This is a genomic window from Caballeronia sp. AZ7_KS35, from assembly GCF_023631045.1.
Taxonomy (GTDB): domain Bacteria; phylum Pseudomonadota; class Gammaproteobacteria; order Burkholderiales; family Burkholderiaceae; genus Caballeronia; species Caballeronia zhejiangensis.
Map to the genome: position 1 here is coordinate 290,442 of NZ_JALQDV010000009.1, position 20,775 is coordinate 311,216.

21 protein-coding genes are annotated in these 20,775 nt (G+C 63.9%); 4 read left to right on the forward strand and 17 right to left on the reverse strand.

The window, feature by feature from the left end; all coding sequences use genetic code 11:
• Positions 1-61: 61 nt before the first annotated feature.
• The gene (gene uvrC / locus NCT05_RS11565) at positions 62-2,098 is read right to left on the reverse strand and encodes an excinuclease ABC subunit UvrC (protein WP_008342073.1); all 2,037 of its coding nucleotides are present in this window, start codon (positions 2,096-2,098) and stop codon (positions 62-64) included.
• Between the two features lie 101 nt (positions 2,099-2,199).
• Here uvrC and earP point away from each other — a divergent pair, with 101 nt between their 5' ends.
• A complete protein-coding gene (earP, locus tag NCT05_RS11570; RefSeq protein WP_250502296.1) occupies positions 2,200-3,369 on the forward strand; it encodes an elongation factor P maturation arginine rhamnosyltransferase EarP in 1,170 nt (389 codons plus the stop codon).
• Positions 3,370-3,416: 47 nt separating this feature from the next.
• Here earP and NCT05_RS11575 read toward each other — a convergent pair whose 3' ends face one another.
• Positions 3,417-3,590: a hypothetical protein gene (locus NCT05_RS11575; RefSeq protein WP_250440007.1), complete on the reverse strand. Its 174-nt coding sequence runs from the start codon at positions 3,588-3,590 to the stop codon at positions 3,417-3,419.
• Positions 3,591-3,624: 34 nt separating this feature from the next.
• Here NCT05_RS11575 and efp point away from each other — a divergent pair, with 34 nt between their 5' ends.
• The 3 genes from efp (at position 3,625) to NCT05_RS11590 (ending at position 6,355) form a co-directional block, all read left to right on the forward strand.
• Complete coding sequence (efp, locus tag NCT05_RS11580; RefSeq protein WP_008342076.1) at positions 3,625-4,182, forward strand: elongation factor P; 558 nt, start codon at positions 3,625-3,627, stop codon at positions 4,180-4,182.
• Positions 4,183-4,446: 264 nt separating this feature from the next.
• Complete coding sequence (locus NCT05_RS11585) at positions 4,447-4,797, forward strand: BON domain-containing protein (RefSeq protein ID WP_008342078.1); 351 nt, start codon at positions 4,447-4,449, stop codon at positions 4,795-4,797.
• 160 nt (positions 4,798-4,957) lie between these two features.
• Positions 4,958-6,355: a sigma-54-dependent transcriptional regulator gene (locus NCT05_RS11590; RefSeq protein ID WP_008342079.1), complete on the forward strand. Its 1,398-nt coding sequence runs from the start codon at positions 4,958-4,960 to the stop codon at positions 6,353-6,355.
• 47 nt (positions 6,356-6,402) lie between these two features.
• Here NCT05_RS11590 and nagZ read toward each other — a convergent pair whose 3' ends face one another.
• From nagZ to fabF, 15 genes are all read right to left on the reverse strand, one after another.
• Positions 6,403-7,431 carry a beta-N-acetylhexosaminidase gene (gene nagZ / locus NCT05_RS11595; RefSeq protein WP_008342081.1) on the reverse strand — a complete coding sequence of 343 codons (1,029 nt, stop codon included), beginning with the start codon at positions 7,429-7,431 and terminating at the stop codon, positions 6,403-6,405.
• 37 nt (positions 7,432-7,468) lie between these two features.
• Positions 7,469-7,885, reverse strand: coding sequence for a holo-ACP synthase (acpS, locus tag NCT05_RS11600; RefSeq protein ID WP_250434953.1), 417 nt, complete (start codon positions 7,883-7,885; stop codon positions 7,469-7,471).
• Positions 7,886-7,896: 11 nt separating this feature from the next.
• A complete protein-coding gene (gene pdxJ, locus NCT05_RS11605) occupies positions 7,897-8,670 on the reverse strand; it encodes a pyridoxine 5'-phosphate synthase (RefSeq protein WP_175980375.1) in 774 nt (257 codons plus the stop codon).
• Positions 8,667-9,548, reverse strand: coding sequence for a DNA repair protein RecO (gene recO, locus NCT05_RS11610; protein ID WP_250434955.1), 882 nt, complete (start codon positions 9,546-9,548; stop codon positions 8,667-8,669). The genes pdxJ and recO overlap by 4 nt, the downstream gene beginning before the upstream one ends.
• 3 nt (positions 9,549-9,551) lie before the next feature.
• Positions 9,552-10,451, reverse strand: coding sequence for a GTPase Era (gene era, locus NCT05_RS11615; RefSeq protein ID WP_008342088.1), 900 nt, complete (start codon positions 10,449-10,451; stop codon positions 9,552-9,554).
• A gap of 60 nt (positions 10,452-10,511) precedes the next feature.
• A complete protein-coding gene (gene rnc, locus NCT05_RS11620) occupies positions 10,512-11,624 on the reverse strand; it encodes a ribonuclease III (protein ID WP_033537089.1) in 1,113 nt (370 codons plus the stop codon).
• A 163-nt stretch (positions 11,625-11,787) separates the two neighbouring features.
• Positions 11,788-12,681, reverse strand: coding sequence for a signal peptidase I (gene lepB, locus NCT05_RS11625; RefSeq protein WP_250502297.1), 894 nt, complete (start codon positions 12,679-12,681; stop codon positions 11,788-11,790).
• A 45-nt stretch (positions 12,682-12,726) separates the two neighbouring features.
• The gene (gene lepA, locus NCT05_RS11630; protein ID WP_008342093.1) at positions 12,727-14,517 is read right to left on the reverse strand and encodes a translation elongation factor 4; all 1,791 of its coding nucleotides are present in this window, start codon (positions 14,515-14,517) and stop codon (positions 12,727-12,729) included.
• A 135-nt stretch (positions 14,518-14,652) separates the two neighbouring features.
• Positions 14,653-14,913: a glutaredoxin family protein gene (locus NCT05_RS11635; protein ID WP_008342094.1), complete on the reverse strand. Its 261-nt coding sequence runs from the start codon at positions 14,911-14,913 to the stop codon at positions 14,653-14,655.
• Between the two features lie 5 nt (positions 14,914-14,918).
• Complete coding sequence (locus tag NCT05_RS11640; protein ID WP_034473529.1) at positions 14,919-16,454, reverse strand: DegQ family serine endoprotease; 1,536 nt, start codon at positions 16,452-16,454, stop codon at positions 14,919-14,921.
• A gap of 22 nt (positions 16,455-16,476) precedes the next feature.
• The gene (locus NCT05_RS11645; protein WP_250502298.1) at positions 16,477-17,520 is read right to left on the reverse strand and encodes a MucB/RseB C-terminal domain-containing protein; all 1,044 of its coding nucleotides are present in this window, start codon (positions 17,518-17,520) and stop codon (positions 16,477-16,479) included.
• 4 nt (positions 17,521-17,524) lie between these two features.
• Positions 17,525-18,163: a sigma-E factor negative regulatory protein gene (locus NCT05_RS11650; protein WP_008342099.1), complete on the reverse strand. Its 639-nt coding sequence runs from the start codon at positions 18,161-18,163 to the stop codon at positions 17,525-17,527.
• An 81-nt stretch (positions 18,164-18,244) separates the two neighbouring features.
• Positions 18,245-18,844, reverse strand: a complete 600-nt coding sequence (gene rpoE, locus NCT05_RS11655) for an RNA polymerase sigma factor RpoE (RefSeq protein WP_008342103.1) — start codon at positions 18,842-18,844, stop codon at positions 18,245-18,247.
• A gap of 96 nt (positions 18,845-18,940) precedes the next feature.
• Positions 18,941-19,396 carry a protein YgfX gene (locus NCT05_RS11660; protein WP_350030082.1) on the reverse strand — a complete coding sequence of 152 codons (456 nt, stop codon included), beginning with the start codon at positions 19,394-19,396 and terminating at the stop codon, positions 18,941-18,943.
• A gap of 31 nt (positions 19,397-19,427) precedes the next feature.
• A complete protein-coding gene (fabF, locus tag NCT05_RS11665) occupies positions 19,428-20,666 on the reverse strand; it encodes a beta-ketoacyl-ACP synthase II (protein ID WP_008342106.1) in 1,239 nt (412 codons plus the stop codon).
• Between the last annotated feature and the right edge of the window lie 109 nt (positions 20,667-20,775).

Below are 20,775 nucleotides of genomic sequence, written 5' to 3' on the forward strand. Positions count from 1 at the left end.
TCGATCCGGCGCTCACAAGGCGGCGCACCGCTGTGGCGCGCCGCGCGGCCGGCTTTGCGGCTCAATGCAACTGACGATAAATCTGCTGCGCGAGCGCGAGCGAAATGCCTTCGACGCTCGCCAGGTCCTCGACGCTCGCCGCCTGCACGCCGCGCAATCCGCCAAAACGCGACAGGAGCCGCTGACGCCGTTTCGCGCCGACGCCTTCCAGTTCCTCCAGCCGCGAAGTCTGGCGCGCCTTTGCCCGCTTCGCGCGCATCCCGGTGATGGCGAAGCGGTGCGCCTCGTCGCGGATCTGCGCGACGAGCATCAGCGCCGCGCTTTCCTTGCCGAGTTCGAGCGCGGCGCGGCCGTCGGCGAACACGAGCGTCTCCAGGCCGACCTTGCGCCCTTCTCCTTTCGCTACGCCTACCAGCATGCCGTGATCCAGACCGAGCTCGGAGAACACCTGCCGCGCGATTTCCACCTGGCCCTTGCCGCCGTCGATCAGCACGATGTTCGGCAGCGTGCCGCCCGCCGCGACCGGTTCGGCGCCATCGGGCGTGACGTTGGGATCGGCGGCGTCGTCGGGTTGCAGGGTCGCGGCTTCATCGTTGGCGTTCGCGGCGGCCTGCGCGACCATCTTCTCGTATCGGCGCGTGAGCACCTGCCGCATCGCGGCGTAATCGTCGCCCGGCGTGATGCCGGTGATGTTGTAGCGCCGGTATTCGCCCGACTGCATCTTGTGATGGTGATACACGACGCACGATGCCTGCGTCGCCTCGCCCATCGTATGGCTGATGTCGAAGCACTCGATGCGCAGTTGCGCGAGATCGTCCATCTCCATGGACAGCGTGTCCGCGAGTGCGCGCGTGCGCGCCTGCTGCGAACCCTGTTCCGACAATAGGCGCGCGAGCGCGAGCTTGGCGTTGTTCTCGGCCATCGAGAGCCACGCGCGCTTTTGCCCTTGCGGCTGACGCAGCAGCGTGACCTTGTGCCCCGCCTGCTCGATCAGCAGATCGACGAGCTCGCGGCTCGACGGCGCATGACTCACGACGAGCACCGGCGGCACGCGATTGCCGATGTAATGCTGCGCCATGAAGGCTTCCAGCACTTCGGATTCCAGCGAGCTTTCGCGTGGCTCTTCGGACTCGGTTTCGGTTTCCGTTTCGGTGGGCGCATCTACCGTTTCGTTGGCATCCGCAAGCTCGTCTTCGTCGCCGAGCGCCATCGCGCTTTCGACGTGCGCCGGAAAATACGCCTTGTCGCCCAGATGCCGGCCGCCGCGCACCATCGCGAGATTCACGCATACCTTGCCCCCGAGCGCGACGACCGCGAGGATATCGACATCGCTCTCGCCACCGACTTCGATCGCCTGCTGATGCAGCACGGTCGACAGCGAGCTCATCTGATTGCGCACCGCCGCGGCCTGTTCGAACTTGAGATCCGCGGCGAACGCGTGCATCTTCTGCTCGAGCTCCTTCATCACCTCGCCCTGACGCCCGAGCAAAAAGCGCGACGCATTCGACACGTCGCGCGCGTAATCCTCTTCGTTGATCAAGCCGGTGCACGGCGCGGTGCAGCGCCCGATCTGATGCAGCAAACACGGCCGCGTGCGGTTGTTGAACACCGAGTCCTCGCAGGTGCGCAACTGGAAGACGCGCTGCAGGATCTGGATGCTCTCGCGCACCGCCCACGCGCTCGGAAACGGGCCGAAATACTGGTTCTTCTTGTCGACCGCGCCGCGGTAATACGCCATGCGCGGAAACTTGTGGCCGGTGAGCTTGAGAAACGGATACGACTTGTCGTCGCGAAAAAGGATGTTGTAGCGCGGCGCGAGCGCCTTGATCAGATTGTTTTCGAGCAGCAGCGCTTCGGCTTCCGAGCGCGTGACGGTCGTCTCGATCTTGCGGATGCGCGTGACCATCATCGCGATGCGCGGCGAATGCAGCGTCTTCGTGAAGTAGCTCGACACGCGTTTCTTCAGATTGCGCGCCTTGCCGACGTAGAGCACGTTGCCGTCGCCGTCGTAGTAGCGGTACACGCCGGGCAGATGCGGCAATTGCGCGAGCGTCGTTTTCGGGTCGAAATCCGGTTGGAGGGCGTCGGTGTCAGTCATGCAGCAAGGGGACGAAAGGCATCGGCACGACGGTGAGCCGTGCCTGGAGCGTTATCTTAGAATCGCCAGTTTAGAACATTAAACCGCGCGCCTTCGTCCTCATGACTACCCTTGCCGCCAATCAGGAACTCGCCTGCGACATCTTCTGCGCGGTCGTCGACAATTTCGGCGACATCGGCGTGTGCTGGCGTCTCGCGCGGCAGTTGCACGCGGAGCACGGCTGGCGCGTGCGTCTTTTCGTCGACGATCTGACTGTCTTTCACGCGCTCTGCCCCGACGTCGATGCGACGCTGCCGCGCCAGGAGGCGATGGGCATCGCGATCGAGCACTGGCGCGAGCCTGCGCATGCGGGCGACACGCTTGCCATCGCCGATGTCGTGATCGAGGCGTTCGCGTGCGAATTGCCGCATGCGTACATCGCCGCGATGGCACGCCGCGATCCGAAGCCGGTCTGGATCAATCTCGAATATCTGAGTGGCGAGGATTGGGTCGCCGATTTCCACATGCGCCCGTCGCCGCATCCGCGCTATCCGCTCGACAAGAGCTTCTTCTTTCCCGGGCTCGGCAAGGGCACGGGCGGCGTGCTGAAGGAACGCGATCTCGACGCGCGCCGCGAGCGCTTCGATGCGAACGCGTGGTGGCGCGAGCGCGTCGGGATCGAGCGGCCGGGCGGCGAACATACGGTCGTGTCGCTGTTCGCATATGAGAATCCGGCTGTCGACGCGCTCCTCGCGCAATGGCGCGACGGCGATGTGCCCGTCGTGCTGCTCGTTCCCGAAGGCCGCATCTCGGGCGCGGTCGCACGCTTTTTCGACGTGCCGAACTTCATCGCCGGCACGACGGCGCGCGCCGGCGCGCTGGAGACGCACGCGCTCGGCTTCGTCGAGCAGCCGCGTTTCGACGAACTGCTCTGGGCCGCCGACATCAACTTCGTGCGCGGCGAGGATTCCTTCGTGCGCGCGCAATGGGCGATGAAGCCCTTCGTCTGGCACATCTACCCGCAAGCCGACGACGCCCATCTGCCCAAGCTCGACGCCGCGCTCGCGCATTACACGCGCACGCTCGATCCGTCCGCGCGCGAGGCGGCCGCACGCTTCTGGCACGCGTGGAATGGCGTGGGCGTTCCCGACTGGGCGGACTTTTGGGCGCATCGGCGAGAATGGGAGCGCCGCGCCGTGAAGTGGGCGAAGGAACTCGCGGGCATCGGCGATCTGGCCGGCAATCTCGCCGCCCATGTGGCCTCGCGAATCAGCAGACGAAACTCGCGCTGACGCGTTTCAGGAGCGCCAATCGACTGGCCAAACAAGCAAAAAGTCAGTTAAAATAAGCGGTTATCCGAGGAAGCAAGGCGCAGTTCGTCCAGTTTTGCGCCGCGAAGATCAAGCCATTTGCTCAAGCCGTTCGCGGCAGATCCCTCGTTAGCCCGAACACTCGCACGGCGGCGGCATAAAACCGAGGCACCGCCGCCGCCGGATCGATTCATTTCAGGCATTCAAGCCAAATCCATTCGTACAGGACCCAGTTTTATGAAGACCGCACAAGAACTCCGCGTCGGCAACGTCGTCATGATCGGCAACGATGCCATGGTCGTGCAGCGCGCCGAGTACAACAAGTCGGGCCGCAACGCCGCGGTCGTGAAGATGAAGTTCAAGAACCTGCTGACAGCAGCGGGCATGGAAACCGTCTACAAGGCTGACGACAAGTTCGACGTCGTCGTGCTCGACCGCAAGGAAGTGACGTACTCGTACTTCGCCGATCCGATGTACGTCTTCATGGACGCCGACTACAACCAGTTCGAAGTCGAAGCCGAAATGATGGGCGACGCGCTCAACTACCTCGAAGACGGCATGGCGTGCGAAGTCGTGTTCTACAACGAAAAGGCCATTTCGGTCGAACTGCCGACCACGCTGGTTCGGGAGATCGTCTACACGGAACCGGCCGTCAAGGGCGATACGTCGTCGGGCAAGGTGCTGAAGACCGCCAAGCTGAACACCGGCTTCGAACTGCAAGTGCCGCTCTTCTGCAACATCGGCGACAAGATCGAAATCGACACCCGCACGAATGAATATCGCAGCCGCGCGTAAGCCTTACGCCGCTGCGTTGTAAGCCGAACGGCCGGTGCAACGCACCGCCCGATCGGTTCAAAAAGCGCCCCATCGCGGGCGCTTTTTCTTTTGCATGAATTTTTTGACAATTTCAGGCAAACTTTACCGGTCGCGCCCCGACACGCTCCACCGCCGATTCCCCCAGCCGCCCGCGCTGGCCCCGCGTGCGCGACGCACATCGGAAAAATTAACTGCCTGGCACGGTTTCTGCTCGGTCAACCAGATCAAGATTTCCAAGCCGACATGCAAAGCACGCCTTTCATCCGGAGCAGGTTTCTGATCGTCGCGGCGCTCGCATTGCCCGCCTTTGCTCTCATCGCCGGCTGCAAGTCGAGTCCGGCGACATCGGCGAATGCGAACACCGGCGGCGAAATCGCAACCGACGACGCTGCGCTCGCCGCTCGCGTGAAAGCCGCGCTCGCCGCCGATCCGCAGTTGAAGCCATTGCCGGTGAGCGTCGCGACGTATCGCGGCGTCGTGCAGTTGTCGGGATACGCAGATTCGGAGGTGCAGATTCAGAAAGCGCTGGCCGTGGCGCGCAGTGTCCCGGGCGTGCAGTCGGTCAGCAACGAACTGCATCTCAGACCGCAATGACGCGCTTGCAGCACAACGATGCCGAACGAGTAACGCAGGACAAAAAACCGCAGCGGGGTACGCGCCGAACGCCGGAAAGCGGCGCGGTATTCCGCCCACGACACGCCCGATCCCACGCGGAAACGGCGCATTACAGTCCACTTTGATACGTTGGTCCGCCATGCCACACGCACTGATTGTCGAAGACGATCCCAATAGCCTCTCCGGCCTGTCCGCGATCCTCACGGCAGACGGCTTTTCCGTCGATACCGCGACGACGCTCGCCGAGGCGCGCTCCGCGCTGACCCGCTTCATCCCCGATGTCGTGCTGATCGACCTGAATCTGCCGGACGGCAGCGGTCTCGACTTGTTGCCGAGCCTGCCCTCGCAACCGCCCGATGGCGCGCTGCCGGTCATCGTGATGACAGGGAATGCGACGGTGGAAAGCGCGATCGAAGGCTTGCGACACGGCATCTGGGACTATCTGCTGAAGCCCGTGAACATCCCGCGCTTGCGCAGCTTGCTTGCGCGCATTCCGCGGCCGTACGAGCTCACCGAGGAAGTCCAGTCGCTGCGAACGACGCTGCGCGATCTCGGCCATTTCGGCGACATGATCGGCCGCAGCGCAGCGATGCAGCACGTCTACGATCTGATCGAGCACACCGCGCCGACCGAAGCCGCTGTGCTGATCTGCGGCGATCCGGGCACGGGCAAGAAGATCGCGGCGCGCACGATCCATCAATTGAGCCGCCGTCGCAAAGGCCCGTTCGTCACGTTCGATTGTTCCGCGAGCCGCCAGGCGCCCGACGGCACGCAGCGCTCGATGGAAAGCATTCTCTTCGGCCATGAGCGCAACGCCTTCGCGGGCGCCGAGAACCGCGAGCCGGGTCTGCTCGAACAGGCGGGCGGCGGCACGCTGTTCCTCGACCAGATCGATCTGCTGCCCGCCGCGCAACAGGAAGCGCTCCTGCGCGCGCTCGATTCGCAGACGTTCATGCGCGTCGGCGGCAGCAATCGAATCATGACGGACTTCCGCCTGATCGCCGCGTCCCGCACGCCGATGCGCGAAGCCGTCGCGAGCGGCGCGATGCGCGAGGATCTGTTTCAGCGTCTGTCGGCGTCGTCGATCATGCTGCCGCCGCTCGCCGATCGCGACGACGACATCGCGCTGATCGCCGAAACGCTCGTCGACGAATTGAACCGCGAGAATCACATCGCCGGAATCACGAGCGGCTCGCCGAAGCGTATCAGCCCGGCGTTTATCCGCGAGTGCATCGCGACCGAATGGCCCGGCAACGTGCGCGAGCTGCGCGAGCGCGTGCGGCGCGCGTATCACGCGTCGGGCGAGACGATCGAGACATTGCGCGTCGATGAGCCGGGCGGCCTCGGCGGTCGCGGTCTCAACGGCAGCAGCGTGCAGGTGACGGTCGGCACCGCGCTCGCGGACGTCGAGGACATGCTGATTCGCGCGACGCTCGAAGCGGTCGGTGGCACACGTCACCGCGCGGCGACGCTGCTCGGCATCAGCCCGAAGACGCTCTACAACAAGCTGCAGCGGATGAAGCTGGAATCGTCCTGATTTCACCTGCCACAAAAAAACGCCACGAGATCCGTGGCGTTTTTCGTTTACCCGAGCATCTCTTTGACGAGCGCGCGCGCCGCCTGATATTCGGCCTGCGCCTGCAGCTTGCTCCAGCGCAGCGCCTTGCCGCGCGGACGCATCTGCTTGAGACGCTGCGCCGACGCCTTCGGCGGCGTATAGCGCAACTGCTCCAGCACCTTGCCCGCCTCTTCCGGCTGATTGCAGATCAGCGCCATGTCGCAGCCCGCCGTGAGCGCGGCCGTCGCGGCCTCGGTGAGCGTGCCGCCCGCGCGCGCGGCTTCCATCGACAGATCGTCGCTGAAGATCGCCCCGTTGAAGCCGAGCCTGCCGCGCAGGATGTCCTGCAGCCAGATGCGCGAGAATCCCGCCGGTTTGTCGTCGACCTTCGTGTAAATCACATGCGCCGGAATCACCGACGCCAGCGACATGCCGAGCCAGTCGTACGGGCGCACATCGGCGGCGAGAATCTCGTCGAGCGTGCGATCGTCGGTCGGCAGCGCGACGTGCGAATCGGCTTCGGCGAAACCGTGACCCGGAAAATGCTTGCCGCAGTTCGCCATGCCCGCGAGCGCGAGGCCGTGATTCAGGCTCTTCGCGAGCATTGTCACGACGCGCGGATCGGCGTGAAAGGCGCGATCGCCGACCACTTTCGACTGTCCGTAGTTCAGATCGAGCACCGGCGTGAAGCTCATGTCGATGCCGCACGCGCGCAACTCCGACGCGAGCACGTAGCCGAACGCGGTCGCCGCCTTCGTCGCGGCGAGCACGTCCTTGTCCCACAGCTCGCCGAGCTTGCCCGGCGCGGGCAGCACGGTGAAGCCGTCGGTGCGAAAACGCTGCACGCGGCCGCCTTCGTGATCGACGGCGATGAGGATGTCATCGCGTACCGCGCGGATCGCATCGGTCAGCGCGACGAGTTGCGCGCGGTCGGTGAAATGCCGCGCGAAGAGAATGATGCCGCCCGTCATCGGATGCGTGATGCGTTCGATATCCGCGTCGGAGAGCGTCGTGCCGGCGACGTCGAACATGACGGGGCCGGGAGTGCGTTTCATCGGATTCAATTGGCTTTTAGTCTTGGTTGGATTGAATTCAGGATTGGCCGGGCGCGCTGTCGGTCACTTCCGCGATCACGAACGACACCGCGTAATCGCGCTCGTCGCTGACCGTGACTTTCGCCGTGATGCCGCGTTGCTCGAGCCATTGCGCGAGTTCGCCGGAGGCCGCGATCATCGGCTTGCCGCTCGGCTCGTTGAGCGTCTGCAGCGCGCGCCACGTCATCGGCCAGCGCATGCCGAGGCCGATCGCCTTCGAGAACGCTTCCTTGGCCGAAAAGCGCGTCGCGAGAAACGCGAGGCCGCGCACTTCCGAACGCGCGTTGCGCGCGTGGTAGACGCGCAGTTCGTCGGGGCCGAGCACCTTTTCGGCGAAGCGGCCCTTGGTGCGTCTCATGACCGCCGCGACGCGGCTCACCTGCACGACGTCCGTGCCAATTCCGTAGATCGTCATGATGTGCCCGCTCAGCGCGCGTTGGCCGACGCGAGACGCGACGCGACCATGATCGCCTTCATCTCGCGCACGGCGTTGTCCCAGCCCGCGAAGATCGAATGCGCGACGATCGCATGTCCGATGTTCAGCTCGACGATGCCCGGCAGCGCCGCGATCGCCTGCACGTTGGTGTAGTGCAGGCCGTGGCCCGCGTTCACCTTCAGCCCGAGCGCGTTGCCGACATCGACGCTCGCCGCGACGCGCTCGAATTCGCGTTGCTGTTCGGCTTCGTCGTGCGCTTCGGCATATCGGCCCGTGTGCAGTTCGATGACGGGCGCGCCCGCCTCTTTCGCGGCGCGAATCTGCGTCTCGTCAGGATCGATGAAAAGCGACACGCGCGCGCCCGCGTCGGCGAGTTGCCTGCACGCGGCCTTGACCTCTTCGAAGCGGCCGGCGACATCGAGGCCGCCTTCAGTCGTCACTTCCTGACGCTTTTCCGGCACGAGACAGACGTCGTGCGGCTTGATCTCGCACGCGATGTCGAGCATCTCGCGCGTCACCGCGCATTCGAGATTCATGCGCGTTTTGAGAAGCGGACGCAGCGTGCGCACATCGGCATCGACGATATGACGGCGATCCTCGCGCAGATGCAGCGTGATGGCGTCCGCGCCCGCTTCCTCGGCGGCGAGCGCCGCGCGGATTGGATCGGGATACGACGTGCCGCGCGCGTTGCGCAACGTGGCGACGTGATCGATGTTCACGCCCAGATCGATCACATTCGCAGGCGATGTGAGAAAGAAGCTCATAGTTTTTGCAGGTCGATCAATATCTGACGGGTGGCGAGCGGCGTGCCGCCCAGGTAGTGATTCAGCAGAAAGCGCATCAGCGTCTTGCTCTGCGCGGCGGTCTGCGGATTCGTGTAGTCGTCGCGCTCCATGTCGATGAGCGTTTGCCCCGAAATCATCGGCCATTGCGCCGGAAGATCGTCCGACGCCTCGCGCACGCCGCGGTCTGGATCGAAGACATAGCGGGCGTCGGCGAGGACCGGCTGGCGTGTCACCGTGCGCACGAGATTCATCGCGTAGCCGGTTTCGCGCAGCAGCACGCATTCGAATGAACGCAACACCTGAGCGGCGGGTTCGTCGTGCGCGAGGCGCGAGAGCGTCAGCACGTAATGGTTGAAGAGCGCCGGATGCGCGTCCTCGCGGGCGCAGAACTTCACCAGCAATTCATTGACGTAGAAGCCGCACAGCAACGCGTCGCCGGCGAGCGGCAACATGCCGCCGACCCATTCGGCGGTCGTCAGCGTGCGGACTTCGCCCTTGCCGGTCCACGAAAGTCCCAGCGGCTGAAACGTCTGCAATACGCCGCGCAGCGCGGAATGCGGACGCTTCGCGCCCTTCGCGACGAGCGCGACGCGCCCGTGATCGCGCGAGAACACGTCGATGATCAGACTCGTCTCGCGATACGGATAACTGTGCAGCACGAATCCCGGCTGCTCGGCGACGCGAAAATCCGAACGCGGCTTTCTCGGCGCAGACTCGGCATCGGATGTCGATGACGGCGCCGCGCGCCGCCGCTTTGGCACGGCGCGCGCGGCCGGGCGCTCCTCCGCGTCGAAATCGTCGTCGGGACGATCATCGGCGGGCGGAATCATCCGGGCGTCGTTCGGGCCGTCGTCCATGCATCACTCGTAGCCGTACGCGCGCAGGCCCGCTTCGTTGTCCGCCCAGCCGCTCTTCACCTTGACGAAGGTTTCGAGATACACGGGACCGTCGAAGAGCTTCTCCATGTCGAGCCGCGCCTCGGTGCTGATCTGCTTCAGCTTCGCGCCCTTCTGGCCGATGATCATCGCCTTGTGCATGTCGCGATCGACGAGAATCGTCGCGAACACGCGGCGCAGACGCCCTTCGGTCTCGAACTTGTCGATGAGCACCGTGCTCGTGTACGGCAGTTCGTCGCCGGTCCAGCGGAACACCTTCTCGCGCAGGATTTCGGCGGCGAGGAAGCGTTCGCTGCGATCGGTCAGATCGTCCTCGCCGTAGATCGGCTCGCCTTCCGGCAGATACGGCTTCACGACCGACAAGAGGCGCTTGATGTCGTCGACGTTTTTCGCCGACAGCGGCACGATCTCGCGGAAGTCCCGCAAGGCCGACATCTGCTGCATGAAGGGAAAGAGCGAACTCTTGTCGCCGACGCGATCCAGCTTGTTTGCGATCAGCAAAGTCGGCGTGCCGGTCGGGATCAGATCGAGCACCTTCTGGTCGTCCGGACCGAAGCGGCCCGCTTCGATCACGAAGAGAATCGCATCGACGGACGTGAGCGTCGACGTCACCGCGCGGTTCAGCGAGCGATTCAGCGCGCCGCTGTGACGTGTCTGGAAACCGGGCGTGTCGACGAAAATGTACTGCGCGTCGTCGAACGTGTTGATGCCGGTGATGCGGTGGCGCGTCGTCTGCGCCTTGCGCGAGGTGATGCTCACCTTCTGGCCGACGAGCGCGTTCATCAGCGTCGACTTGCCGACGTTAGGACGGCCGACGATCGCGACCATGCCGCAGCGGAAACCGGAAGAAGTAGGAGCGTTCATAGATGTGTGCGGCAAGAAGTCGTTGGGGCGCGGGGGCGCGATGTGCGCTCGATGCGCGCGTCAGTGACCGGCGTCGGCGGCGCGCACGACGCGGCCCGCGGGCGCATCCGCGGCGGCGCTGTTGCGCGTGCCGGCGTCGTCGTCGCGTTCGTCGGACGGCGCGGGCTTGTCCGCATTCGCGCTGCGTTCGGACGTTTGCGTCGCATCGCTTTTCGCCGCTTTCTCCGGCCGGTGAATGACGGCGCGTTCGGGCTTGTCCGCGGCTGCGTACGCGCCCGCCGACGGCTCGACGTGCGTCGCGCGAATCACGGCGAGCGGCGCGGTGGCCGGGCGTTCCTGCGGCGCCTGCTGCGTGCCGTGCGGTGCATGTTGACGCTCGCGACGATCGGGCGACCGCAGATCGAGCGCCGCCTGAATGCCGGTGACGCCGGGCACCACTTCGGGCTCGACCTGCTTCGCCGCGCGCGCGCCCTTGCGCTTCGGCTTCATGCCGAGCGTCGGTGCAGCGGCCATCACTTCGTCGAGCGCCTTCTTCGCGGCAGCCTGCTCGGCGGCGCGGCGGCTCGCGCCGGAACCGGACACTTTCACGTCGAGTTTCGGCACCGTGCATTCGACTTCGAACTGCTGATTGTGCGCGGCGCCGTGCGTTGCGATAACGGTGTAAGTCGGCAACGCGATCTTGTGGCCCTGGAGATATTCCTGCAGAAGCGTCTTCGCATCCTTGCCGATGGTGCGCGGATCGATGTGATCGAGCACCGGCGTGTACAGCCGCTTGATAACGGTGAAAGCGGCGTCGAAACCGCCGTCGAGGAAGATGGCGCCGAAGATCGCTTCGAGCGTGTCGGCGAGAATCGACGGACGGCGAAAGCCGCCGCTGCGCAATTCGCCTTCGCCGAGCCGCAGGCCTTCGGACACGTTCAACGCCTGCGCGATTTCGTAAAGCGACTGCTGTTTGACCAGATTCGCGCGCACGCGCGACAGGTCGCCTTCGTCGAGTTTGCTGAATCGTTGGAACAAAAGCGCGGCCACCACGCAATTTAGAACGGAATCGCCGAGAAATTCGAGCCGTTCATTGTGCGTGGCGCTGTGACTGCGGTGGGTCATCGCCTGGCGCAGCAATTCCGCATTGCGAAATTCGTACCGCAGCCGGCTTTCCAACGGAGAAGATGGCATGGAGAGAGTATAACGCGGGCGCGCGGGCGGACGATTCCGCCGGACCGCGCCGGAAAACGCGTGGCGAGACGGTGTTAGCCGCGCTTCTTCACGCCGTTTCGAAGCTTGTTTTAAGAATGAGCAACGCCGGCTGTCTCAGGAGACGAGCCGGCGTGATGTGTGTTCACTGGAAAGCGCCGATGCGCTTGAGATTGCTGAAGTTCATCCAGATGAAGAAGGCGCGCCCGACGATGTTCTTGTCCGGCACGAAGCCCCAGTAGCGGCTGTCCGCGCTGTTGTCGCGGTTGTCGCCCATCATGAAGTAGTTGCCCGGCGGGACTTTGCACGTCACGCCCTGAGCGTTGTAATTGCAGTTGTCGCGGAACGGGAAATCGTCCGCGCCGACGATGAACGGCGGCACTTGCGGATTGTTCAGGATCGCGTTCTTGCGGCCGTCGAGATCTTCCTCGAACTGCTTCGCGTAACCGATGCGCTCGTCGTCGAAATAATCGGGCAGCGGCGTCTCCGGCACCGGCTTGCCGTTGATCGTGAGCTTCTTGTCTTCGTACGCGACGGTATCGCCCGGCAGGCCGATCACGCGCTTGATGTAGTCGACCGATTCGTCCTTCGGATACCGGAACACGACGACATCGCCGCGCTTGAGCGGGCTGCCGTTGGTCATCTTCGTGTTCGTGATCGGCATGCGCAGGCCGTATTCGTACTTGTTCACGAGGATGAAGTCGCCGACGAGCAGCGTCGGCACCATCGAGCCGGACGGAATCTTGAACGGCTCGATGATGAACGAGCGCACGACGAATACCGCGAGAATCACCGGGAAGAAGCTCGCCGTGTATTCGAGCCACCACGGCTGGCGCAGCTTGTCGTCGCGCAGGCGGGCGCGCGTCTGCGGGGCGTTTTCATCGGCGAAACGCTCGCCGACGCGCTCCTGCTGGCGATCGAACTCGGCCACCGCGGCATCGGCGGCGCGGCGCCGTTGCGGCAGAAACACCAGCTTGTCGAGCACCCAGGCAATACCCGTCAATACGACGAGGATCAAAAGAATCAATGCGAAATTCATCAATCGCTTCCGGTTGTTATCGTTGTTTGCTTCGCCGTGCGCGCGTTACTCGTCGACGCGCAGAATCGCCAGGAAAGCCTCTTGCGGGATTTCGACAGAGCCGACCTGCTTCATGCGCTTCTTGCCGGCCTTCTGCTTCTCGAGCAGCTTCTTCTTGCGCGAGATGTCGCCGCCGTAGCACTTCGCGAGCACGTTCTTGCGCAGCGCCTTGATGTTCTCGCGCGCGATGATGTTCGAGCCGATGGTCGCCTGGATCGCCACGTCGTACATCTGACGCGGAATCAGTTCGCGCATCTTCGACGCCACTTCGCGGCCGCGATGCTGGCTCTGCGAACGGTGCACGATGACTGACAGCGCATCGACCTTGTCGCCGTTGATGAGCATGTCGACCTTGACGACATCCGCCGCGCGATATTCCTTGAACTCGTAGTCCATCGACGCATAGCCGCGCGACGTCGACTTCAGGCGGTCGAAGAAGTCGAGCACGATTTCCGCCATCGGGATTTCGTAGGTCAGCTGCACCTGACGGCCGTGATACTGCATGTTGATCTGCGAGCCGCGCTTGGCCGTACACAGCGTGATGACGGAGCCGACATATTCCTGCGGCATATACAGATTCACGGTGACGATCGGCTCGCGCACTTCCTCGATCTTCTGCGGCTCCGGCATTTTCGCCGGATTCTCGACCATGATGGTCGTGCCGTCGCGCTGCTCGACCTCATAGATCACCGTCGGCGCGGTGGTGATGAGGTCCATGTCGAATTCGCGCTCGAGACGCTCCTGCACGATTTCCATGTGCAGAAGGCCGAGGAAGCCGCAACGGAAACCGAAGCCGAGCGCCTGCGACACTTCCGGCTCGAACTGCAGCGACGCGTCGTTGAGCTTCAGCTTTTCGAGCGATTCGCGCAGCGCGTCGTACTGATTCGCCTCGACCGGATAGAGCCCCGCGAACACCTGCGGCTTCACTTCCTTGAAGCCCGGCAGCGGCTCGGTGGCCGGACGGCTCGCGACCGTGACGGTATCGCCCACTTTCGCGGCCGTCAGTTCCTTGATGCCCGCGATCACGAAGCCCACCTGCCCCGCCGACAATTGCGCGAGATTCGTCGACTTCGGCGCGAACACGCCGACATGCTCGACCGGGTATTGCGCGCCGGTCGCCATCATCTTGATCTTGTCCTTCGGCTTGAGCGTGCCGTTGACGATACGCACCAGCATCACGACGCCGACGTAGTTGTCGAACCACGAGTCGATGATGAGCGCCTGCAGCGGCGCGTCCGGATCGCCCTCGGGCGGCGGCACTTTCGCGATCAGCGATTCGAGCACGTCCTCGACGCCGAGACCCGTCTTCGCGCTGCAATGGACGGCGTCCGCGGCCTGAATGCCGATCACGTCCTCGATTTCCGCGATCGCGTTTTCGGGGTTCGCGGCCGGCAGATCGATCTTGTTGAGCACCGGCACGACTTCGACGCCGAGTTCGATGGCCGTGTAGCAGTTCGCCACCGTCTGCGCTTCGACGCCCTGCGACGCATCGACGACGAGCAGCGCGCCTTCGCACGCGGATAGCGAGCGGCTGACTTCGTAGGAGAAGTCGACGTGCCCCGGCGTATCGATCAGGTTGAGGTTATAGACGCGGCCGTCGCGCGCCTTATAGGTCAGCGCCGCGGTCTGCGCCTTGATCGTGATGCCACGTTCGCGCTCGAGGTCCATCGAATCGAGCACCTGCGCTTCCATCTCACGGTCGGACAGGCCGCCGCACAACTGGATGATGCGGTCAGCGAGCGTCGACTTGCCGTGGTCGATGTGCGCGATGATCGAGAAGTTACGAATATGATCCATTCAGTGCCGATCGTGCCAAAAAAAGCGAAAAAGGCGCGCCCTCACCAACGCGGAGCACGCCTTGAAAATTTGGGGAAAACTTGAGCATTTTAGCCGAAAACGGGGGTGCCCCGGCGGATTTCGCCTGCGCCGCCCTCACCGACCGCGCGCGAGCAGCGCTGCGTGTACCGCGTCGGCGTCGAGCCGGTACTGGCACAGCTCGACGCCATCGAGCGCCAGAACCGGCACGCGTTCGTCGTAGCGCGCTTCGAGCAGCGGATCTTCGTCGATGTCGATCCATTCGATCGGAATGCCGTGTTGCGCGGCGATCGGCTCGAGTTCGGCCCGCATGTCCTCGCACAGATGACACCAGGCGCGCCCGTACAGAATGAAGGCCGCGCCTGGCTTCGACGTCATCGCGCTTATTTCTGCGCCGGCACGCGCGGGCGCACCGGCACGAACTGCGTGTTGTCGCCGCGACGCACGAGAATCGCGACCATCTTGCTCGCGTCGAGGCCCTGCGCGACTTCCTGGAACTGCTTGGCGCTCGTGATATCCGTATCGCCGATACGCATGATGATGTCGCCCTTCTGGAAGCCCGCGCGTGCCGCCGGTCCCTCGACGGCATCGACCTGAACGCCGCTCGACAGCTTGAGCGCCTTCTTTTGATCTGCCGGAATGTCGCTCACCGCCATGCCGAGCGAATTGCTCGCGCGCTCCTTCGGCTGCGGCGGTTTCTTCTGCTCGGTCTTCGCGACCTTGTCCGGCTGCATTTCGGCGACCGTGATCGACAGATCGCGCGTCTGGCCCTTGCGCCAGATCGTGAGCGTGGTCTTCGTGCCGGGTTTCGTATCGCCGACCATGCGCGGGAGATCGGTCGCGGTCTCGACGTTCTGACCGTTGAACTTGAGGATGATGTCGCCTGGCTGCACGCCGGCCTTGTCGGCCGGCCCGCCCGATTCGACGCTCGACACGAGCGCGCCCTGCGCTTTCGGCAAGCCCAGCGAATCCGCGACGTCCTTCGTCACTTCGCCGATCGCCACCGCGATGCGCCCGCGCACCACCTTGCCCGACGTCTTAAGCTGATCGGCGACGCGCATGGCTTCGTCGATCGGAATCGCGAACGAGATGCCCATGAAACCGCCCGTGCGGCTGTAAATCTGCGAATTGATACCAATCACCTCGCCCGCCATGTTGATGAGCGGACCGCCCGAGTTGCCCGGATTCACGGCGACATCGGTCTGGATGAACGGAAGGTAATCGCCCGTATCGCGCCCCTTCGCGCTGACGATGCCCGCGGTCACGGTGTTGTCGAGGCCGAACGGCGAACCGATTGCGAGCACCCACTCGCCGACGCGCACCTTGTTCGAATCGCCGATGGTGATCGCCGGCAGGTTCGATGCGCTGATCTTGACGACGGCGACGTCCGTGCGCTCGTCGACGCCGACGAGACGCGCCTTGAATTCGCGCTTGTCCGTGAGCGTGACGTAGATGGTGTCGGCATCGTCGACGACGTGTGCGTTGGTCATCACGTAGCCATCGGTCGACAGGATGAAGCCGGAGCCGACGCCACTGCTCTGCTCCGAGTTGTCCTGGTTGTCGTCGGGCGCGTTGCGGCTGCCGCCCTTGCCCTGATCGCCCTGACTTCCGCCGCCGTTATTTCCGCCGCCGCCACCTCCACGAGGCGGCTGACCCGGCATCGGAATGCCGAAGAAGCGTCGGAAGAATTCCGACATGTCGCCTTCATCGAGACCGGGCGGCAGGCCGCGCAGATCGCTGCCCGAACCGACGCGCGAGGTCGTGCGAATGTTCACGACCGAGGGCCCCACCTTGTCGACGAGCGTCGTGAAGTCCGGCAGGTTCACCGTGGGCACCGCTGACGCAGATTGCGATACGAACGGCAGGCACACGGCGAGCGCCGCGGCCGCGATGAACTTGCGCAGCGAGAAGTTGCTCATAGGTTGGAGGCCGGGATCTGAATTACTTGGAAGGCTTGTATTCTATGGTAGAAGCAAATTGCTGCAATGTGGCTTGCGGCACTTCACCCAGCAAGGTGATCCAGAAATCTCCGCGGCGCTTCACCAGAACGTGCGTCGCTCCGCTATTGCCCGCGCCTTCCTTGCGCGTATTTTTCTCCACCGGCTCGACGAAAACCGAGATCGTCGCGAGGCCATCGGAGAACACGGCCTGATCGACCGGAATCGGCGGCTGGCCTTGCTGGCTCGACGCCATCGGACGGCGCAACTCGCGAATCTTGCGAAAGCCCGCGATAGTCGGCGTCAGTTGCCAGCCCTGCGCTTCCATGTCGACCGGCTGCACGGGCGGCCGCACGACGGTCCAGCCCGACGTGTTGCGAATGCCGTTCGCGATCGGCGCCTTGTCGATCGGCCCGCCAATACGTACCTGAGAGAAAGAAAGCTGCTCGAGGACTTGCCCGTCCGGGTCGAGCGTTTGCGCGCGCAGCAGCAAGCCGGTTTTCGCATCGGCCCACAGCTTGTAGGCAAAACGATAGGAATCTTTCGGATCGAGCTCCAGCACCTGGCTTTCGATCCCCGCGACGCGGTCCGTGCCCAACAGCTTCGGATCGTAGACGGAAAGCACCTGATCGCCACTCGTCGACAACAGCGCCGGGAACGAATCCCGGTTCTGCCGATGCTCGACCACGAGCAGATGACGCTCCGGCACGAAGGTGAACATGTCGTCGTCGTGACGCAGCATCTTGCGCGGCGCGCCGTCGAGACTTTCGAGCGATTCGTATTCGCCGTCACCGCGCGTGGCGACGTGCGTAATGCGCGACGACTGCACCGTCGCGCCACGCTGGTAGACGAACGTGCCCTCGTAATTCTGCTGCTGGGCCGCTTCGTGGATGCGGTTGAGCAGAGTGGCGGCTGTCTTGCGGGCGGCAGCGGGATCGTCTCCCTGAGCGAACGAGCTCGTTGCCGCCGTCAACAACGCGGCTGCGCAGAGCATCAATGCCGGCAGCCGCCCCCAATATCTTGTTTTATTCAACCGCACACTCAGCATCAAATTATTGGCCTTGCGTTATAGCCGCCGCGCGAATCAGGGGCATCGAACCGGGCATCGCGGGCTGCTGGGAGAACTGCTGATGCGCTTCGAGATACTGATCGAGATTCGCGTCGCGGATGATGTTCGCTTCGACGATCGGCGTACGCGTGGTTACCGCGGGCACCGACGCGAGCGCCACCCGCTGCATCGACGAATCCGCCGGCGCGACGCTCGCCACCTGCGCGCCCGAGTTGCGATCGACGCCTTGCAGCTGCGGCACGACGATCCATGTCAGCGTAGCGGCCGCCGCGGCAACCGCGAAGGCCGGCATCACGCGACGGCGCAACATGCCGCCCCGCGCTTTCGTCGTCACGCCCGGCAATGCAGCCGGCGCGAGTACGTGCGCCTCAGCTTCGAAACGTTCGGAGAATGCGGCCATGAACGCGCTGCTGCGCGCCGGGCTGACCGCGAGATCGTCGGAGCGCAAGGCGTCGCCGATCAGGTGATATTCCGACCACGCCGCGCGTTCGTCGCCTTTCAGATCCGCGAGAAACTGGCTGATGCTGCCAATTTCGCCGAGCGCTTCGCCGTCGACGAAAGCCGACATGCGCTCGCCGCGCGAACCCGCCTGTGTTTGATTCTGCACCGAGACCGACCCCATGATGCTCCCCATCTTTGACCACACCCCGTTGTGACACCACCAACCCAGATATCGCGTCCCTGCCCCGAGGGTTTTCGCCGCCTACCAGCGTTTGCCTTCGGGAGTGTCCAACAACGGACGCAATTTTGCCGCAATGGCTTCGCGAGCACGAAAAATTCTCGATCTGACGGTGCCGATCGGGCAATCCATCATTTCGGCGATTTCCTCGTAGCTCAGTCCTTCAATCTCCCGAAGCGTGATGGCGGTGCGCAATTCCTCGGGCAGCAACGCCATCGCGGCGTTGACAGTCTGAGCGATCTGCTTGCTCATCAACATCGACTCGGGCGTGTTGATATCCCTTAGTTGGTCCGCGTCGGAGAAAGTTTCCGCTTCTTCTGCATCGGCTTCGGTAGAAGTGGGAGCGCGGCGGCCCTGAGTTGCAAGATAGTTTTTTGCCGTATTGACAGCAATGCGGTAAAGCCAGGTATAAAACGCCGATTCGCCGCGAAACTGCGGCAGCGCGCGGTAGGCCTTGATGAAGGCGTCCTGGGCGACGTCCTCGACCTCGGCGGGGTCGCGCACGAGGCGCGAGATCAGTCGAATGATCTTGCGGTGGTATTTGGCGACCAGCAGTTCGAACGCGGCCTTGTCACCCTTCTGGACACGTTCGACCAGCAATTGGTCGATTTCTTTTTCACTCACCTGGGAAATCCGATTAGCTTGGGGAAGTTGCGCGGACGGCTATTGTAGCGTTACCGCCTGTAAGGCTACCGGAACGCTCATGCGCCGTTACAGTCGTTACAGGTGGGACGCTGCGGCGCGGCGAGCCTGGACCGAGAGCTGGCGGAAGGTGTCGGCATCGACGGAATCGGCCGCGACGACGAGCGTTTCGCGCCGCCCGCGCGCATCGCAAAGCGTCAACGCGATGAGGCGTCCGCTCCATTGCGCGCACCCAGCGATGCTCGTGTGGCGCATCTCGCCGCTTCGGTTCCAGATCGTGATGCCCTCGGAAAGAAGGCCAATCGCCGATGGCTGGGCGTTCATCCACCGGTACGACGCCAGCCCGAGCACCGCCAGCGCCGCCGCGCAAGCGACGGCGGCGTGCCCCGCGTGCTCCGCATGCGCGAAAACGCACTGGAACACCGACGCTCCCGCAACGGCTACGAAGCCGAGCATTGCGCCCCGCAAGAAACGCGACGGCCGCATCGCGACGCCTGCGTCACGATGCGGCCGATTCACACACACGCTCGCCATATGGATCCCCGCGATGACGAGCGCGCCGAGCTCAGTGGCGCTTGAAGACGAGCGAGCCGTTCGTGCCGCCGAAGCCGAACGAGTTCTTGACCGCCACGTCGATCTTCATCTCCCGCGCGGTGTTCGCGCAGTAGTCCAGGTCGCACTTCGGATCCTGATTGAAGATGTTGATGGTCGGCGGCGACACCTGATTGTGGATCGCCAGCACGGTGAACACCGACTCCAGGCCGCCCGCGCCGCCCAGCAGGTGGCCGGTCATCGACTTGGTGGAGTTCACGACGACCTTCTTCGCCTGATCGCCGAGCGCACGCGTGATGCCGATCGTCTCCGCGATGTCGCCGAGCGGCGTCGACGTGCCGTGCGCGTTGACGTAGTTCACTTCATCGGGATTGATGCGCGCGTTCTTCATCGCGTTGACCATCGCGCGGCGGCCGCCGTCGCCGTCTTCCGGCGGCGCGGTCATGTGATACGCGTCGCCGCTCATGCCGTAGCCGAGCACTTCCGCGTAGATCTTCGCGCCGCGCTTCTTCGCGTGCTCGTACTCTTCGAGCACCATCACGCCCGCGCCTTCGCCGAGAACGAAGCCGTCGCGGTCGGTGTCCCACGGACGGCTCGCCGTCGCGGGATCGTCATTGCGCTGCGAGAGCGCGCGCGCTGCCGCGAAACCGCCGATGCCGAGCGGGGAAACCGTGGCTTCCGCGCCGCCCGCGATCATGACGTCCGCGTCGCCGTATTCGATCAGTCGCGACGCCTCGCCGATGCAGTGCAGGCCGGTGGTGCAGGCCGTGACCATCGACAGATTCGGGCCTTTCAGACCGAAGCGGATCGAAAGATGGCCGGAGATCATGTTGATGATCGACGCCGGCACGAAGAACGGCGAAATGCGGCGCGGGCCGCGATTGAGCAGTTCGGTTTGCGTGACTTCGATCATCGGCAGACCGCCGATGCCCGAGCCGACCACGACGCCCACGCGCTCCGAGTTTTCATCGGTGATTTCGAGGCCGCTGTCCTGCATGGCCTGCACGCCCGCGGCGAAACCATAATGGATGAACGTATCCATATGGCGCGCCTCTTTGGCGGGCATGTAGTCTTCGATATTGAAGCCCTTCACCTCACCGGCGAAACGCGTGGAAAAGTTCGTCGCGTCGAACTTCGTGATATTGGCGATGCCCGACTTGCCCGCGACCAGATTGGCCCAGCCGTCGGCAACAGTATTGCCGACAGGCGATACGAGCCCAAGGCCTGTAACAACAACTCGACGACGGCTCACGGTAACCCCTTATCCATAGAATGACGAAAAACAAAAGCCACAGCGGCCACAGGAAACCGCCCTGTGTGCCCTGTGGCTGTCAAATCGGTTTGCAGCGACGATGCATCGA

Bases quoted from the DNA above. Each gene is read 5' to 3' on its own strand.
- uvrC (WP_008342073.1), bottom strand. From the start codon at position 2,098: ATGACTGACACCGACGCCCTCCAACCGGATTTCGACCCGAAAACGACG.
- earP (WP_250502296.1), top strand. From the start codon at position 2,200: ATGACTACCCTTGCCGCCAATCAGGAACTCGCCTGCGACATCTTCTGC.
- NCT05_RS11575 (WP_250440007.1), bottom strand. From the start codon at position 3,590: ATGCCTGAAATGAATCGATCCGGCGGCGGCGGTGCCTCGGTTTTATGC.
- efp (WP_008342076.1), top strand. From the start codon at position 3,625: ATGAAGACCGCACAAGAACTCCGCGTCGGCAACGTCGTCATGATCGGC.
- NCT05_RS11585 (WP_008342078.1), top strand. From the start codon at position 4,447: ATGCAAAGCACGCCTTTCATCCGGAGCAGGTTTCTGATCGTCGCGGCG.
- NCT05_RS11590 (WP_008342079.1), top strand. From the start codon at position 4,958: ATGCCACACGCACTGATTGTCGAAGACGATCCCAATAGCCTCTCCGGC.
- nagZ (WP_008342081.1), bottom strand. From the start codon at position 7,431: ATGAAACGCACTCCCGGCCCCGTCATGTTCGACGTCGCCGGCACGACG.
- acpS (WP_250434953.1), bottom strand. From the start codon at position 7,885: ATGACGATCTACGGAATTGGCACGGACGTCGTGCAGGTGAGCCGCGTC.
- pdxJ (WP_175980375.1), bottom strand. From the start codon at position 8,670: ATGAGCTTCTTTCTCACATCGCCTGCGAATGTGATCGATCTGGGCGTG.
- recO (WP_250434955.1), bottom strand. From the start codon at position 9,548: ATGGACGACGGCCCGAACGACGCCCGGATGATTCCGCCCGCCGATGAT.
- era (WP_008342088.1), bottom strand. From the start codon at position 10,451: ATGAACGCTCCTACTTCTTCCGGTTTCCGCTGCGGCATGGTCGCGATC.
- rnc (WP_033537089.1), bottom strand. From the start codon at position 11,624: ATGCCATCTTCTCCGTTGGAAAGCCGGCTGCGGTACGAATTTCGCAAT.
- lepB (WP_250502297.1), bottom strand. From the start codon at position 12,681: ATGAATTTCGCATTGATTCTTTTGATCCTCGTCGTATTGACGGGTATT.
- lepA (WP_008342093.1), bottom strand. From the start codon at position 14,517: ATGGATCATATTCGTAACTTCTCGATCATCGCGCACATCGACCACGGC.
- NCT05_RS11635 (WP_008342094.1), bottom strand. From the start codon at position 14,913: ATGACGTCGAAGCCAGGCGCGGCCTTCATTCTGTACGGGCGCGCCTGG.
- NCT05_RS11640 (WP_034473529.1), bottom strand. From the start codon at position 16,454: ATGAGCAACTTCTCGCTGCGCAAGTTCATCGCGGCCGCGGCGCTCGCC.
- NCT05_RS11645 (WP_250502298.1), bottom strand. From the start codon at position 17,520: ATGCTGAGTGTGCGGTTGAATAAAACAAGATATTGGGGGCGGCTGCCG.
- NCT05_RS11650 (WP_008342099.1), bottom strand. From the start codon at position 18,163: ATGGGGTCGGTCTCGGTGCAGAATCAAACACAGGCGGGTTCGCGCGGC.
- NCT05_RS11660 (WP_350030082.1), bottom strand. From the start codon at position 19,396: ATGGCGAGCGTGTGTGTGAATCGGCCGCATCGTGACGCAGGCGTCGCG.